Source organism: Streptomyces sp. NPDC045778 (assembly GCF_056431945.1).
The window spans coordinates 115,943-131,016 of record NZ_JBWKJZ010000027.1 but is presented as its reverse complement, the minus strand read 5'-3'; the positions used below and the strand labels follow the sequence as shown (position 1 = coordinate 131,016).

Annotated in this window: 10 protein-coding genes and 1 pseudogene; 4 read left to right on the top strand and 7 right to left on the bottom strand. The window is 74.7% G+C overall.

Annotated features, from left to right (window positions below; all coding sequences use genetic code 11):
- A pseudogene (locus AC07GB_RS29575) lies at positions 1-125 on the bottom strand (ABC transporter ATP-binding protein); the annotation flags it as partial.
- Positions 112-1,020, bottom strand: coding sequence for an ABC transporter permease (locus AC07GB_RS29570; RefSeq protein WP_478850720.1), 909 nt, complete (start codon positions 1,018-1,020; stop codon positions 112-114). The gene AC07GB_RS29570 and the pseudogene AC07GB_RS29575, both read right to left, overlap by 14 nt.
- Before the next feature lie 162 nt (positions 1,021-1,182).
- Between AC07GB_RS29570 and AC07GB_RS29565 the strand changes: the two genes are divergently transcribed.
- Together AC07GB_RS29565 and AC07GB_RS29560 are read left to right on the top strand one after the other, a co-directional pair.
- Positions 1,183-1,827, top strand: coding sequence for a TetR/AcrR family transcriptional regulator (locus tag AC07GB_RS29565; RefSeq protein ID WP_478850709.1), 645 nt, complete (start codon positions 1,183-1,185; stop codon positions 1,825-1,827).
- 201 nt (positions 1,828-2,028) lie between these two features.
- Positions 2,029-2,193 (top strand): hypothetical protein, encoded by a 165-nt coding sequence (locus AC07GB_RS29560; RefSeq protein ID WP_478850707.1) that lies wholly within the window; start codon positions 2,029-2,031, stop codon positions 2,191-2,193.
- A 79-nt stretch (positions 2,194-2,272) separates the two neighbouring features.
- Here AC07GB_RS29560 and AC07GB_RS29555 read toward each other — a convergent pair whose 3' ends face one another.
- The 3 genes from AC07GB_RS29555 to AC07GB_RS29545 all read right to left on the bottom strand — a co-directional run bounded on the left by AC07GB_RS29555 (position 2,273) and on the right by AC07GB_RS29545 (position 6,080).
- Positions 2,273-3,169 (bottom strand): NAD(P)-dependent oxidoreductase, encoded by an 897-nt coding sequence (locus tag AC07GB_RS29555; RefSeq protein ID WP_478850705.1) that lies wholly within the window; start codon positions 3,167-3,169, stop codon positions 2,273-2,275.
- Between the two features lie 129 nt (positions 3,170-3,298).
- Positions 3,299-4,297 carry a UDP-glucose 4-epimerase GalE gene (gene galE, locus AC07GB_RS29550; protein WP_478850703.1) on the bottom strand — a complete coding sequence of 333 codons (999 nt, stop codon included), beginning with the start codon at positions 4,295-4,297 and terminating at the stop codon, positions 3,299-3,301.
- A gap of 139 nt (positions 4,298-4,436) precedes the next feature.
- Positions 4,437-6,080: a glycosyltransferase family 2 protein gene (locus tag AC07GB_RS29545; protein ID WP_478850701.1), complete on the bottom strand. Its 1,644-nt coding sequence runs from the start codon at positions 6,078-6,080 to the stop codon at positions 4,437-4,439.
- 71 nt (positions 6,081-6,151) lie between these two features.
- On the opposite strand from AC07GB_RS29545, the gene AC07GB_RS29540 reads away from it, so the two are divergent.
- Complete coding sequence (locus AC07GB_RS29540; protein WP_478850718.1) at positions 6,152-7,705, top strand: glycosyltransferase family 39 protein; 1,554 nt, start codon at positions 6,152-6,154, stop codon at positions 7,703-7,705.
- On the opposite strand, the gene AC07GB_RS29535 is transcribed toward AC07GB_RS29540, so the two are convergent.
- A complete protein-coding gene (locus tag AC07GB_RS29535; protein ID WP_478850699.1) occupies positions 7,690-9,345 on the bottom strand; it encodes a hypothetical protein in 1,656 nt (551 codons plus the stop codon). The genes AC07GB_RS29540 and AC07GB_RS29535 overlap by 16 nt on opposite strands.
- Positions 9,342-12,806 carry a bifunctional glycosyltransferase/CDP-glycerol:glycerophosphate glycerophosphotransferase gene (locus AC07GB_RS29530; protein ID WP_478850697.1) on the bottom strand — a complete coding sequence of 1,155 codons (3,465 nt, stop codon included), beginning with the start codon at positions 12,804-12,806 and terminating at the stop codon, positions 9,342-9,344. The genes AC07GB_RS29535 and AC07GB_RS29530 overlap by 4 nt, the downstream gene beginning before the upstream one ends.
- Before the next feature lie 154 nt (positions 12,807-12,960).
- Here AC07GB_RS29530 and AC07GB_RS29525 point away from each other — a divergent pair, with 154 nt between their 5' ends.
- Positions 12,961-15,060 (top strand): bifunctional glycosyltransferase/CDP-glycerol:glycerophosphate glycerophosphotransferase, encoded by a 2,100-nt coding sequence (locus AC07GB_RS29525; RefSeq protein ID WP_478850695.1) that lies wholly within the window; start codon positions 12,961-12,963, stop codon positions 15,058-15,060.
- The last annotated feature ends 14 nt before the right edge of the window (positions 15,061-15,074 follow it).

The following is a 15,074-nucleotide window of genomic DNA, read 5'->3' as shown; positions in this document are numbered from 1 at the left end:
ACGATCCGGCTCAACGCCGCCGTCGCACTGCCCTTGCCCGTCTTCCCGCCGTTCACCCGGTACACGATGTGCAGCTCGTCCGCGATCACCGTGGGCGTACGTCCGTGCCGCTCAGCCGCGTCCATAGGTGTCCTCCGCCTTCCAGAACCAGATGAAACCGCCGACCCCGGCGAGCAGTGCCCAGCCCACGGCCCACGCCCACACGTGCGCGGGGAGCTGGTCCGCGGGGAAGCTGTCGATGAGCGCGAAGCGCATCAGGTCGATGTAGACGGCGGCCGGGTTGGCCTCAAGGAGCACGGTCACCGCGCGCGGCAGGTCCCGGTCGGCGAGGACCTTGTCGATGCTCCACATCACCCCGGACGCGTACATCCAGGTCCGCAGCACGAACGGCATCAGCTGCGCCACGTCCGGGGTCCGCGCGCCGAGCCGGGCGAGCGCGAGCGCGAGCCCGGCGTTGAAGGTGAACTGGAGCGCGAGCGCGGGCAGGGCGAGGAGCCAGGACGCGGTGGGCGGCACGCCGAAGCACAGCAGGATCGCGAGCAGCGCGACCAGGGAGAAGAGCAGCTGCTGGAGCTGTTGGAGGCAGTACGAGACCGGCAGCGCGGCCCGGGGGAAGTGCAGCGCGCGCACCAGGCCGAGGTTGCCCGAGACGGCGCGTGTGCCCGCGAGGGCGGACTGCTGCGTGAAGGTGAACACGAAGACGCCGGTGACGAGGAAGGGCACGTAGTCGGGCACGTCGTGCTTGGTGTTCATCAGGACGCCGAAGACGAAGTAGTAGACGGCCGCGTTGAGCAGCGGCGTCATCACCTGCCAGAGCTGGCCGAGCTTCGCCTGGCTGTACTGGGCCGTGAGCCGGGCGGTGGCGAAGGCGGTGACGAAGTGGCGCCGCTGCCACAGCCGGCGCACGTAGGTGCCGAGCGGGACGCGGGCACCGCTGACCGTGAGGCCGTGGCGGGCGGCCAGCTCGGCGGGCGACGGGCCGGGGCGCGCGCCGTGGGTCGGGGCGTGGGGCTTCTCCAGGACTGGGGTCACGTCCGCTGCTTTCGCTCGGGGGCGCGGGGACGGCGGACGACACGCGGCACCCGAACACGTCGGGACGGGTCCGTATCGTCGCCACGCCGACAGTAGAGCGCTCCAGCGTCGGGACGCAACCGTATCGTCGTAACGTTCTATGCTGACCCCATGACGACGAGCGGCAAGACGAGCGACAAGGTGAGCGGCAAGAAGCCCGGTGAGCGGGGCCGCAGGGCGCCGGCCGGGGCCGCCGTGCTCCGCGAGGATGTGACCGAGGCCATCCGGTCCGCCGTCTTCGAGGAACTGGCCGCCGTCGGGTACGCGCGCATGTCCATCGAGGGCATCGCCCGCCGCGCGGGCGTCGGCAAGACCGCCGTCTACCGCCGCTGGCGCTCCAAGCTGCACCTCGTCCTCGACCTGGTGTCGGCGATCGCCGTCCAGGGCCTGCCCACGCCCGACACCGGCTCCCTGGAGGGCGATCTGCGCCTGCTGTACGAGGTGACGTCACGCGCCCTGCGCCACCCCGTGGCCTCCCAGGTGATCCCCGACCTGATGGCCGAGGCGGCCCGCAACCCCGACATCGAGGCGGCCCTGCAGAAGGCGCTCCGCGAGGGCCAGCACGGCGTCGCGAGCGGCATCGTGGCCCAGGCCGCCGCACGCGGCGAACTCCGCGAGGCCTTGGACGAGGAGCTGGCCCTCGACCTGATGTCGGGCCCGCTGTACTGGCGTGCGGTGGTGGTCCGGGGGGAGCTGCCCAAGGGGTACGTGGAGCGACTGGCGGCGGCGACAGGGGCGGCGCTGAGGGCGCTGTGAGCGCGGCGGCGTGACGTCGGGAGCTGGGGCGCGCGGGGGCGCGCGGTGGCCGCCAGGGGCGGGAAGCGGCCGCTCGCGCTCCCGATCCGGGCGAGTCCACTCTGGTCACGCGGCCGCAGGACCGGCAGGGTCGAGCACGTCCGCACCCTCACCGGAAGCTCCCGGTGCCACGCCGCCGGGGCGCCTCCCGAAAGGTCCGTCATGAGGCCCTTCCTGTGGCTCGCGCTCACCGTAGCCATGATCATCAACATGACCAACAGCCTGATCCTCGACGGCACGGCCAGGGACACCGTCGGCATCCTGTCCGGCGCCACCGCCATCGCCGTGATCATCACCCTGGTGAGGACACGCGAACGCCGCACCTGAGACGCGGCCGGGCCCGCGCCGCGGGGCAGAGCCAGCGGATGGCTGTCGCCCCTTCCGGCCGTCAGTGCGTGAACGACCGCTACGCCCCCGGGTGCTCGGTGGGGGCGCGTAGCAGTTCCACCAGGGACGAGATGCTCTGGTCGCCGCGGCCCTCGGCCATCGCCCGGCGCAGCAGGTCGTGCATCGGGCGGTGCCAGCTCACGTCGAGGCCGTGCTCGGTGCCCAGCTCTTCGTCGTACGGGATGCCCGCGTGGAAGATCTCGACGGAGGAGAGGGGGTCGGAGTAGTCGCCGCGGTCGATCTCCGCGGCGAAGGCCGGAAGGACGGAGGCGATCATCTCCAGCCACTTCTCCGTGTGCGGCACCAGCGTGTCCGCCTTCAGGCCGCGCGCGGTGACGAGGGCCGCGCCCTGGAAGAAGCCGAGCAGGGCGGGCAGCAGGGTGCCGCCGACGGCCAGCTCGTACAGGGCGGCGAGGTCCGGGTCGGGGCCGAGGAACTGGGTGTCGCCGCCCAGGACGCGCAGCGTCGCCTCGTGCTCGTCGAAGACGGCCCGGTCGCCGCCGTAGTACAGCAGGGTGTCGGGCTTGCCGACGGCCGTCGGTACGTTCTTGACCGCGCCGTCGAGGAAGCGGGCGCCGTGCCCGGTGGCCCAGGAGGCCATGGCGCGGGCGCCGGAGGGGCTGCCGGAGTTGAGGGTGACCAGGGCGCGCCCGGACAGCTCGGCGGCGGCCGGTTCCAGGGCGGTCAGGGTCGCGTCGTACGTCGTCAGGCAGGTGAGGGTCAGCGGGCTCGCGGTGAGGGCCGCGCGGATGTCCGGGGCGTGGGCCGCGCCCCGCTCGACGAGGGGCGCGGCCTTCTCGGGGCTGCGGTTCCACACGGTGGTGGGGTGGCCGGCGGCGAGGTAGGCCGAGGCGAGCGCCGCGCCCATCGCCCCGAGTCCGACGACGGTCACGGGCGTGCGGGCAGGCGTGGGCATGGAGGCTCCGATGCTGGGGCGGGGTGGGGGCGTTGATCGCTCACCCCAGCCTGGATGCCGCCGTCGCCTTCCTCAAGTACCGACTATTTAGTGCGTACTTACCCTTTGGTGGGTGCTCGCCCGGGTGGGTCAGGACGCCGCCGCGCGCTCCGCCTCGGGGTGCAGCCGCAGCCAGCCCGCCCACGCGGACTCGACCATCTCGCGCACGTCCCGCTTGGCCGACCAGCCCAGCTCGGCCGTGATGCGGTCGGCGGCGGCGACGACGCGCGCCGGGTCGCCCGGGCGGCGCGCGGTGACCTCGGCGGGGATGGCGTACCCGGTGACGTCGGCGATGAGGTCGACCATCTCGCGGACCGACACGCCCTCGCCCCGGCCGATGTTGAGGGTCAGGTCGGTGCCCTCGGGCACCTCGGTGAGGCGCCGGGCGGCGGCCACGTGGGCCTCGGCTACGTCGCTGATGTGGATGTAGTCACGCACGCAGGTGCCGTCGGGCGTGGGGTAGTCGGCGCCGAAGATCCGCGGGGACTCGCCGTGCGTGAGCTTCTCGAAGACCATCGGGACGATGTTGAAGACGCCGGTGTCGGCCAGGTCGGGGGAGGCCGCGCCCGCCACGTTGAAGTACCGCAGGCACGCCGTGCGCAGGCCCGTGGCGCGGCCCGTGGCGCGGGCCAGCCACTCGCCCGCGAGCTTCGTCTCGCCGTACGGGCTGATGGGGAGGCAGGGGGTGTCCTCGGTGACGAGCCCGTCGCCGGTCTCCGGCATGCCGTACACCGCGGCGGAGGAGGACAGGACGAAGGCCGGGACGCCCGCGTCCGTCATGGCCTCCAGGAGGACCCGGAGGCCTTCCACGTTCTCCCGGTAGTAGCGCAGGGGCTGCTCCACGGACTCGCCGACCTGCTTCTTCGCCGCGAGGTGGATGACGCCGGTGACCGCGTGCTCCTCCAGGGCGCGGGCGACCGCCCCGGCGTCCAGGGTCGAGCCGGTGATGAGCGGCACGCCGTCGGGCACGCGCGCGGGGATGCCGGTGGACAGGTCGTCGTAGACCACCGTCCGCTCGCCCGCCTCGGTCATGGCGCGGACCACATGCGCCCCGATGTATCCGGCGCCGCCGGTGATCAGCCAGGTCATGTCAGCTCGTCCCGTCGTGTCGTCTGTCGTGCGTCGTCTGTCGTGCGTGTCGCGTCGTCAGGCGTGTCGTGTGTCGTCTGTCGTATGTCGGGGGTCGTCCCGGAAGGTGCAGTCTTACAGAGGCGGGGTGAGGGGGATGTCAGTGGGCGTTTCCTCCCGGGTGCAGGGCGCGCAGGAGGCGCCCGAGCCGTCGCCGCGCGACCCCGGCGACGCCGAGCGCGCCCGGCGCGAGCCGCACCGCCAGGTTTCCCGCCTGGGTCGCGTACGGCTGGACGAGCAGGACGCCGCGCCGCCCGTCCGGCACCACCGTGCGGCGCAGCAGGCCGGGGCCCGGCACCGCGCGGGCGGTGGTCTCGCGGGTCGTGCCGTCGTCGAAGAGCAGGCGTACGCGCAGGTCGAAGACGTCGCCGTCGAGCGCGCCCAGGTCGATCCGCACCTCCGCCTCCCAGGTCCCCTCCGGCGTCCCGGCGCCGAACGCGGCCGTGCGGCGCAGCTCGGGGCGGCTGCCGCCCCGGGGCACCAGCTCCACGTCGACCACGGCGGGGCCGGCCTCGGCCACGCGTCCGTACAGCTCGTGCAGGCGCAGCCGCAGCGTGCCCGCGCGGGGGCGCAGCTCGGCGTCCACGGCGAGCGGGAGCAGCCGCAGCGGGCGGTGCAGGAGGTGGTCGAGGGTGACCTGGGGCAGGTCCGCGGACCAGACGGGTGTGGCGTCGCCCGCGCGCGCGTAGGGCGGGGCGAGCCGGGCCGGGCGCGCGGCCACCTGCTGGAGCCTGGCCAGGTCGCGGGGGCGTGGTGAGGCGAGCAGGACCCGGGCGATGACGCGTCCCGGCGCGGGCGCGGCCTCCAGGTCGGCGGTGTCGAACTCCGTCAGGTACGCGCGCGTGAGCGCCCACCACTCGCGCTGGTACGCGGTCCCGCGCGCGGGCAGCTCGCGCGTGTACATGCGCAGGGAGTGGTCGAGGAACTTGGCGCGGGCGGCCCGCGCGAGGGCCTTGCCGCCGCTGTCCCCGGTCGCGCGCAGGATGTCCACGGCCTGGCGGTGGGCCCCGACGCGCGCCTTCCAGTTGGCGATCCCGGACCGGTCGAGGGAGATCGACAGCTTGGCTGCGGCCCGCCGCACGTGCCAGACGTAGACGGGGTCCGGGACGAGCGCGATGCGCGGCGCCGCGGCGAGCACGCGCGCGCCGAAGACGAAGTCCTCGTAGAGGAAGTGCCCTTCGGGGAAGCGGACGGCGTGCTCGCGCAGGAAGTCCGTGCGGTAGAGCTTGTTGACGCACAGGGTGTCGTGGACCAGGCGCGGGCGCAGCTCGGGGCGGGCGACGAACGCGGGCTTGCGGTACAGCTCGGGCTGCCAGGGCTCCTCGCGCCCGGACGGCAGCTCGCGGCGCACGCACAGGCCGGAGGCGACCTCGGCGCCGTGGCGCGCGGCGGCGGCGAGCAGGGCCCCGACCGCGCCCGGCGGCAGCACGTCGTCGCTGTCGAGGAACATCACGTACTCGCCGGTCGCGGCGTCGACGCCGTCGTTGCGCGGGGCGCCGCAGCCGCCGCTGTTGGCCGCGCGGCGCAGGACCTCGAGGCGCGGCTCGGTTTCGGCCAGGCCGTGCAGGACCGCGAGGCTGTCGTCGGTCGAACAGTCGTCCACGGCGATCACCTCCCGGACGGCGGGGCCCTGGGCGAGCGCGGAGCGCACCGCGTCCGCGACGTGGGGGGCGTCGTTGTAGCCGATCACGACGACGGTGACGCACGGCGCCGTCCGCTGGGCTTGAGGTGAATTCCGTTCCACGAGGGAAATGTTAGGGCTTTACAGGAATTGTCCGATTAAGGTTCCGTGATGGTGCGTACACCTCATATGTGATGAATATCGGGCAGATCCGAGAGAAGCTCTTCTTCGTGCGGGCCGAGCAGGACGTGCGGGGCGTGCGGGGCACCCGGTTCCAGGGGACGGGGCGGCTCCGGGGGGCGGTCGTCGTCCTCGCGCCCGCCCTCGTCATGCTCGCCGTCGGCCTGTGGGGCGTCGAGCGCGGCAACGTCTGGCGGGACGAGGGCGTCACGCTCCAGGTCGCGCGCCGCTCCCTGCCCGAGATCTGGCGGCTGCTGCGCAGCGTGGACGCCGTGCACGGCCTGTACTACCTGCTCATGCACGCCGTGCTCCCGCCCGGCGCGGGCGAGCTGGCGCTGCGCCTGCCGTCCGTGCTCGGGGCGGCCGCCACCGCCGGGCTCGTCGCCGCCGTGGGGGCGCGCCTGACCCGCCCGCGCGTCGGCCTGTGGGCGGGACTCCTGTACGCGGTGACGCCGCTCACCGGGCAGTACGCGCAGCAGGGCCGGTCGTACGCGCTCGTCGCCGCCGGGGCCGCCCTGGCCACGCTGCTGCTCGTCCGGGCCGTCGAGCGTCCCGCGCGACCGGGGCCGTGGTGCGCGTACGCCGCCGCGACCGCCGCCACCGCGCTGCTGCACGAACTGGCCGCGCTGCTGCTCGCCGCGCACGCCGTGACCCTGCTGCTCGGCCGCGTGGCGCCGCGCGTGTGGCGGGCCTGGGCGGGCGCGGCGGGCCTGGCCGTGCTGCCCCTCGTGCCGCTCGCCCTGGTCTCGCACCGGCAGGCGGCGCAGGTCGGCTGGCTGCGCCCGCCCGACGGCGCGGCGGCCGTGCGGCTCCTGCGGGAGTTCACCGGGCCGACGCTCGCCGTACTCGGCGTCGAACTCGCCCTCGCCGCGCTCGCCCTGTGCGGGCCCTGGGCCCGGCGCCGCGCCGGGCTCCCCCTCCAGGCGGTGGCCCTGCCGCTGCTCGTCGTGCCGCCCGTCGCGCTGCTCGCGGTGTCGCAGCAGTGGCCGCTGTACCACGCGCGGTACGTGCTCTTCGCACTCGCGGGCGGGCCGTTGCTGGTGGCGGCGGGTGCCGATCGGGCGGCGGGGGTGCTCATCGGCGGGCGCGGGCGCGGTGTCGTGGCCGTCGTCGGCGCGTTCGCCGTCGGCTGTGTCCTGTGGTGGCAGTTCCCCCTGCACCGGAGCGACCGGGCGGCGGGACGCGGCGAGGACCACGCGGCGCTCGCCGCCGTCGCCGCCCGCGAACTGCGCCCCGGTGACCCGGTCCTGTACCTGCCGCTCATCGCCCGGCGCGTCCCGCTCACCTATCCGGACGCCTTCCACGGCGTACGGGACGTGGCCCTGCGGACGTCCGGCGCCGCGTCCGGGACGCTCTACGGCCGCGAGGCGGGGCCCGCCGAACTGCGCCGCAGGCTCGCGGGCGTGGACCGCCTGTGGGTGCTCTCCGAGGCGGGCCCGCTGCGGGGCGCGGCGGGCGACCGGGGCGGCACGGAGGCCGTCAAGCTCACCGTCCTGCGCCGGGAGTTCGCGCGGCGCGCCGAGTACGTCACGGTGGGTGGGGCGCTGCGGCTCTACGTACGCCGCTGACCGGCCCCGCCGACCCGGGCCAGGACTTCCCCGGTGCGCGGCCCCCACGCCACCACCACCGCTTCCGGCGGCACCCGCTGCGCCGGGTCGAGCAGCAGCCAGCGCACGTCGTAGCGGCGGACGATCTCCGCGCGCTCGGCGCGGGTCGCGTCCGGCGCGAGGTACGCCCGCACCGCGCGCAGGCGCCGCTGCCGCACCTCCTCGTCGAGCGAGGTGTCCGGCCAGGCGGGCGCGACGAGGTTGGCCCCGAAGGCCGGGAGCGAACGCGTGGGCCGGTAGCCGTCGGTGAGCACCACATCGCCGGGGTGCAGCCGGGCCGCCGCCCAGGTGTAGCCGGGCCAGCGCGGCGGCTGGTCGAAGCCGATCGGGTCGAGCGTGCGGGGCACCACCGCCCCCGCCTGGATCTGGAAGAACCCGACGGCCGCCCCGAGCGCGGTGGCTCCCGCGAGCGCGGCCCGGCGCGTGCCCCACGGGCGGGGGGCCGCCAGCTCGATCGCCAGGGCGAACTGGAGGGGGACCAGGGTCAGGCCGAGGATGCGGCCGTACGTGTAGTGGCCGCTGAACCAGCCGTAGGCGACGACCGCGCAGTCGAGCGCGAACATCAGGACGAGGGGGTCCCTGCGGTCGCGGTACCAGCGGGCCGCCAGGGCGGGGAGGCCCAGGGCCGCCAGCCAGAAGCGCTGGGGCATCTCCGTGTAGAGCTGTCTGTGGATGCCGTCGACTGAGGAGTCGCCTACGAGGGTGAGGGGGTTGAAGTAGGGCCAGGTTGTCGCTACTGCCACGGCGGCCGTGGCGGCCAGGGCCCAGTGGAACAGCGCGGGGCGCTGTCGTGCTGCGCCCACCCGTGCCGCCCTGCGGCACGATTGCCCGCAGCGGGTGTGTGGCTGGCCGCCGTCGCCGTCGTCGTGTGGTCGCCCGTAGCGGGTGTGTGGCTGGTCGCCGTCGCCGTCGTCGTGCGGCCGCCCGCCGCCGGCCGCGAACGCCGCCACCCCGATCACCGCCGCCACCGAAGAGATCGGGTGGATCAGCAGGATCGCGCCGCACAGCGCGCCAAGACCCCCGTACCCCCACAGCGAATTCGGGCGCGTGGCCGCCCAGGACCAGGCCCAGAACGTCAGGCCGATGGCGAAGGTCGACGGGTAGCCGAGGTTGCCCGTCATCGACATCAGGCCCAGGTAGCCGCTCCACCAGGCCATGCGGGTGCCCCACAGGAGGACCATCGCCGCGAGGGCGAGGACCGGGGCCCAGGGCCGGGGGGTGAGGGTGCGGACGAAGCGGCCGATGCCGGTGAGGAGGACGAGCAGGTTCAGGGGCCCGCAGAGCTTGACCGTCTCCCATCCCGTCAGGCCGGTGGCCCGGGCGAGCAGGGCCTGGGCGAGGGCGTACGGCGAGTAGTACGCGCTGCCGTCGCCCGGCAGGTCCGCCATCGGGTGGGCGGGGTGGAGCAGGTCGGCCTTGAGGCGTTCGACGACCGCCGCGTGCTGGCCGAAGTCGCAGCACATCGGGACCCGCCAGTACGCGAGGGTCATGCCGAGCCAGAACAGGCCGCCGAACACCAGGAACGGCGTCGGCCGCCACAGCCGCCCGGCCCCGGACGCCGTGGCGCCCGCCGGGGCGCGCCCGGTCAGGAGCGCGGTCACCGCATGAGCCTCTCCGCGACACGGGCCGCCGCCCGGCCGTCGTCGAGGTCGCAGTACTCCTCGCGGAAGGACGCGTAGGCCGTGGCGTGCCGGGCGGTGACCGCGTCCAGGTCGCGGAGGGCGGCCACGACGTCGGCGGTGGAGGCGAGCAGCGGCCCGGGCGCGCGGGTCTCGAAGTCGAGGTAGAAGCCGCGCACGGTGTCGCGGTAGTGCTCCAGGTCGTAGGCGTGGAACAGCATCGGCCGGCCGGTGTGCGCGAAGTCGAACATCAGGGACGAGTAGTCGGTGACCAGGACGTCGGCGACGAGCAGGAGTTCGGCGGCGCGGGGATGGGAGCTGACGTCGTGCACGAAGGGCGCGCGGGCGCCGGGGAGGCGGCCCGAGGTGAGCGGATGCTTGCGGACGAGCAGGACGTGGTCCTCGCCGAGGGCCTGCTCGGCGGCGCGGAAGTCCAGGGCGGCCTCGTAGCGGAAGCGGCCGGGCGCGGCGGCGAGGTGGTCGCGGTACGTCGGCGCGTACAGGACGACCCGCTTGTCCGGGGTCAGGCCGAGGTCGCGCCGCACGCGCTCGGCGACCTTGGCGCGGTCGGCGGCGAACAGCACGTCGTTGCGCGGCGAACCGGCCTCCAGGACCTCCCCGTCGTAGGCGAGGGCGCGGCCCAGGTGTCCGGTGGCGAAGCGGTTGGGGGAGACCAGGACGTTCCACTGCCGGGCCAGGCGCGGAAGCGCGTCGAGGTGGCCGTGGTCGGCGTACAGGGTGTCGGTCAGGTCGGTGCCGACGCGCTTGAGCGGGGCGCCGTGCCAGGTCTGCACGACGGTCTGGCCCTGGCGCCGCTCGAAGAAGTCCGGCAGGTGGCCCGCGGTGACGACGCGGCGGCAGCGGGCGAGCGCCGCGTACCAGGCGGCGCTGTGCTCCTCCACGCCGCGCGCGCCGGGCGGCACCTGCGTCTGCTGGTCGTGCGTGACCCACAGGTGCTCGACGTCGGCGCCGCGGCGCACGAGTTCGTCGTGGACGGCGCGCGGGGAGTCGCCGTCGAAGTACAGGATCGCGTCGCGCAAGGGCTTGGCGCGCTCCAGGGGGTAGTGCTCGGTGCGCAGCAGGTGGCGCCGGTACGCGCCGCGTTCGGTGCGCGGGAGGACGGAACCGGCCTCGATCAGGAGCCGGTCGCCGAAGCGCCGGTCGACGGTGAACTCCCGCCCGTCCACGGTGCGGTGGTCCGGCAGGGCCGCGCCGAGTGAGGCGAGGACCCGCACCGGCACGCCCGCGCCGGTGTGCCCGGCCTCCCGCAGGAAGGCGTACCAGCGGCCCTGTCGCAGCACGCCGCCACCGGGGGAGAGGGCCGCGCGGAAGCGGCCGCCGACGCGCTCCACCGGCACGGTCACCTCGTCGTCGCGGCCGCTGTGGCGCAGCACGAACTCGGCCGTGGGCCAGGCGCCGGGCGTGGCCGTGCCTTCCACGGTGAGGCCGCCGTCGTCCGTCCAGGCCACGCGGTCGGCGACGGGCTGCCGGGTGAGTTCGACGACGAGGCGGCCCTGGTCGTCGGCGGTGGCGCACAGCTCGCGGCCCGGCCGGGAGGCGTACCGGCCCGGCGGCAGGCCGAGGGCGGCGGCGAGCGGGGCCGGGCTGCCGTCGGGCAGCACGAGCCGGGCCTGCCAGCGGTCGCCGTGCGGGGGTTCGACCTGGGCGGGCTCGTGGTGCGGCGCGGGCGGCACGTCCTCCAGGTCCGCGAGGTGGATCCGCGTGTCGAAGCGGTCGCCGCTGACCGTCACCGGGTACGTGAACTCGGCCCGGCCGTTGCTCAGGCGCAGCGTGCGCGGGCGGACGCGGCCGGTGAGCGTGCCGGTGAGCACGACGTGGCCGCCGTCGAGGCGGTGGGCGTCCACGCGCGCCGCGTACTCCTGGATCCGCAGGACGAGCCGGCCTTTGCTGAAGCCCGCCGTCAGGCGGAGCCCGTCGTCGAGGTCGCGGACCAGGGACCGGGTGCTCGCGCCGTCCTGGGCGCGCACGGCGGCGCGCCGCACCGTGCCGTGGCCCGCGAGGACCACCCCGAGCAGCCAGTTCCCCGGCCGCCAGCGGCCGCCGGTCTTCAGGCTCTCGGGGTCGATCGTCATCTCGAAGCCGGACAGGTCGTAGCAGTGCAGCTGCTGCCGCGAGGCCTCGGTGGCCTCGGGCAGGGCGACGGTGCGGGTGGGCACGCGGCGGAACCGGCCCTTGCTGTGGACGGATTTGAGGAGCCCGGTCTTCACGCTCCTGCCGGGGCGGTCGGCCGGCAGGTTGCGCACGTACGCGTAGCCGCTGACGCGCAGCCTGCCCCCGTCGTCCCAGGTGGCCTCGCGAAGGCGGGCCACGACCGGCAGTTCGCCGCGGCCGAGCCGGGTCAGCTCGCGCGGCAGCGCGCCCACGCCGGGGAAGGTGGCGTGCCTGCGGCGGGCGCCGCGCACCGTGAACACGCCCTTGCCGCCCTGCCGTTCGCCGGTGAGCAGCTCGATCAGCTCGTCGGTGCGCCGCTCGCGCACCAGCTGCCACTTCACCCGCAGGTCCACGGGGAGCCGCCGGACGAGCCGCGGGTCCGCCGCGCCCAGGAACTCGGCGGTGCCGTCGAGGAAGGCGGCCCGGTACTCGGGCCCGCCCATCGGCAGGCCCTCCAGGAAGTACACGAAGTCGTCCCGCAGGCAGGACGCGTCGTACGTCGCCTTCAGCTCGGGCGCGTGCCCGCCGAGGAAGGCGCTGACGTGCGCGCAGGCCGCGATCCGGTCGCGCACGCCCTTGACGTCGGTGCGCCGCCGCGTGATGGAGCCCTCGCGCACCCGCCAGTAGTAGACGTGTTCACTCAGCACGTCCACGGCCTCGGCGAGGAAGTGCGCGGGGATCATCACCGGCGTGTCCTCGTACAGCCTGCCCTCGGGGAAGGCGAAGCCGTGCCGGTCCCAGAACTCCCTGCGGAACACCTTGTTCCAGGCGACGCGGTCGGAGAGGAGGGCCAGGTCGCGGCCGATGTGAGTGCGCGTGCGCGACGCGGTGAGCCACTGGTACTGCCAGGCCTGGGAGCGGCCGCGCTCGGTGAGCCGCCACACGTTGCCGGTGGCGAAGTCGGAGCCGCTCGCGTCCAGGCTCGCGACCATGCGGGCGTACGCGCCGTGCGGCACGACGTCGTCGCTGTCCACGAACGTCAGGTACGTGGCGCCCGGACTCGCGTGCCGCACGCCGGTGTTGCGGGCGGCGCTCAGGCCCGCGTTGGGCTGGCGCACATAGACGAAGCGCGGGTCACGGGCGGCGAAGGCGCGCGCGATGTCCGGGCTCGCGTCGGTGGAGCCGTCGTCGACGAGGATGACCTCCAGGCCGCCGGACGGGCCGGGGCCGTCCCCGGGGCCCGGTGTCTGCCGGGCGATCGACTCCAAGCACTCCTGAAGGAACTCCTCGACGTTGTAGATGGGCACGACGACGCTGAGTCGGGGCTGCACGGCGACCGGCCTTTCCTGGAACGTACGGGGGCAATACGTCCATTACGGGCGTATCCCTCGCGTTTGCCCGGTCGTGCCGCCCTTGTCCGCGCCGATCACCCCTACGAGTGAGGGTTCTTCGGCGGTCCGTACGCATTGGCTACCGTCGGTGCGCATGTCGCGCTTCTCCGTAGTCGTGCCCGTCCACCGCGTCCAGGGCTATCTCAGGGAGTGCCTTGACTCGGTGCTCGACCAGTCCTTCGGCGACCTCGAACTGATCGTCGTCGACGACGCCTCCCCCGACGGCTGCGCGGACATCGCCGCCGAATACGCGCGCCGCGACCCGCGCGCGCACCTCGTCCGCCTGCCCGCGAGCCGGGGCCCAGGACCCGCCCGCGACGCGGGGGCCGCCCGCGTCACCGGCGCCTACCTGCTCTTCCTCGACGGCGACGACCTGCTCCTGCCCGGCGCGCTCGGCGCCGCCGACGCCGCGCTCACCGCGGCGGGCGACCCGGACGTCCTGCTGTTCGGCCACGACAGGCTCAACTGGTGGGGCGACGTCCGCGCCGGCCGCGACGACCTGACCGGTGACCCCCTCGCCGTGACGCCCGCCGCCTGGAACCGCGTCGTACGCCGGGAGTTCTGGACCGGGCAGCGCCTGGCGTTCTCCGCGGGCCCGTACGAGGACGTGGTGCCCGCGCACCGGGCGACCCTCCAGGCCGGGGACCGCGTCGCCGTGCTCGACCGGGTGTGCGTGCGCTGGCGCGAGCGGCGCGTCGGCGGCTTCGCCAACGCCCCCGGCGAGCGGCACCTCACCGTGATCGAACGCTACGAGGAACTGTTCACCGGCACCTACGACACCCCGGACGCCGTCACCCGGCTCTACCCGCACGCCGTACGCCATCTGCTCGCCGTCCTCGGTGACCCCGGGCGCGTCGCCCCGCGCGACCGGCCCGCGTTCTTCCGCCGCGCCGCCGCGCTGCTCGGCGCGCACCGCCCGCCGGGCCACGAACCGGCCTCCGCCGAGGAGCGCGCCCTGGCCGAAGGATCCCACCGCGCCTACGAGCGCCTGGAGCGGTCCGCGAGCCGGAGCGCCGCCCTGCGCGGCACGGTCGCCCGCCGCAAGAAGCAGCTCGCCGCCCGCGTCAAGCGCACCGCCTACCGCGCGGAGCTGCGCACCGCGCGCCTCGACCCGGAACTCGCCGTGTACGGGGCGTACTGGAACCGCGGCGTCGCCTGCAACCCCGCCGCCATCCACGCCAAGGCCCGCGAACTCGCCCCGCACGTCAGGGGCGTCTTCGTCGTCTCGTACCACCACCGGCACCAGGTCCCGCCGGGCGTCGACCACGTGTTCGCGGGCTCGCTCGCCTACTGGCGGGCCATGGCCCGCGCCACGTACCTCGTCAACAACTCCAGCTTCCCCGGCGGCTTCACCAAGCGCCCCGGCCAGGTCTACCTCCAGACCCACCACGGCACGCCCCTGAAGAAGATGGGCATGGACCAGCGGCGCTACCCGGCGAGCACGCACAACCTCAGCTTCCAGCGCCTCATGGACCACGTCGACCAGTGGGACTTCAGCCTCTCCGCCAACCCGCACTCCACCGAGACCTGGGAGCGCGTCTACCCGTCCGCGTCCTACCGCGCCCTGGAGCTGGGCTACCCGCGCAACGACGTGTACTTCACGGCGACCGAGGAGGACGTCACCCGCGTCCGCGAGGAACTCGGCGTCGCGGACGGCCGGAAGGTCCTCCTGTACGCGCCCACGCACCGGGACTACCAGAAGGGCTTCCTGCCCCGGCTCGACCTGGAGCGCGTCGCCGCCGCCCTCGGCCCCTCGTACGTGATCCTGGTCCGCGCCCACTACTTCTACGGCGCCGACGCGGGCCTCGCCGCGCATCCCGGGCTGGTCGACGTGACCGGCCACCCGCGCGTGGAGGACCTCTGCCTGGCCGCCGACGCGCTGGTGACGGACTACTCGTCGCTGATGTTCGACTACGCCTGCCTGGACCGCCCGATCGTCACCTACGCCCCCGACTGGCAGGCCTACCGCCTGGCCCGCGGCACGTACTTCGACCTCCTGTCGGGCCGCGAGGGCGACACCCCCGGCGCGGTGGCCACCACGGAGGACGACCTCATCGCGCTGTTCCGCGACCACGCCTGGGACACACCGGACACGACCCGCCTGCGGTCCGCCTTCCGCACCCGCTTCTGCCCGTACGACGACGGGGGCGCGGCGGAGCGGGTGGTGAGAAGGCTGTTCCTGGAGGGGGCCTGAGCAGGGACGCGCCC

Excerpts from the sequence above, each read along its gene's own strand:
- AC07GB_RS29565 (WP_478850709.1), top strand. The coding sequence starts at position 1,183 with ATGACGACGAGCGGCAAGACGAGCGACAAGGTGAGCGGCAAGAAGCCC.
- AC07GB_RS29560 (WP_478850707.1), top strand. The coding sequence starts at position 2,029 with ATGAGGCCCTTCCTGTGGCTCGCGCTCACCGTAGCCATGATCATCAAC.
- AC07GB_RS29555 (WP_478850705.1), bottom strand. The coding sequence starts at position 3,169 with ATGCCCACGCCTGCCCGCACGCCCGTGACCGTCGTCGGACTCGGGGCG.
- galE (WP_478850703.1), bottom strand. The coding sequence starts at position 4,297 with ATGACCTGGCTGATCACCGGCGGCGCCGGATACATCGGGGCGCATGTG.
- AC07GB_RS29540 (WP_478850718.1), top strand. The coding sequence starts at position 6,152 with ATGAATATCGGGCAGATCCGAGAGAAGCTCTTCTTCGTGCGGGCCGAG.
- AC07GB_RS29525 (WP_478850695.1), top strand. The coding sequence starts at position 12,961 with ATGTCGCGCTTCTCCGTAGTCGTGCCCGTCCACCGCGTCCAGGGCTAT.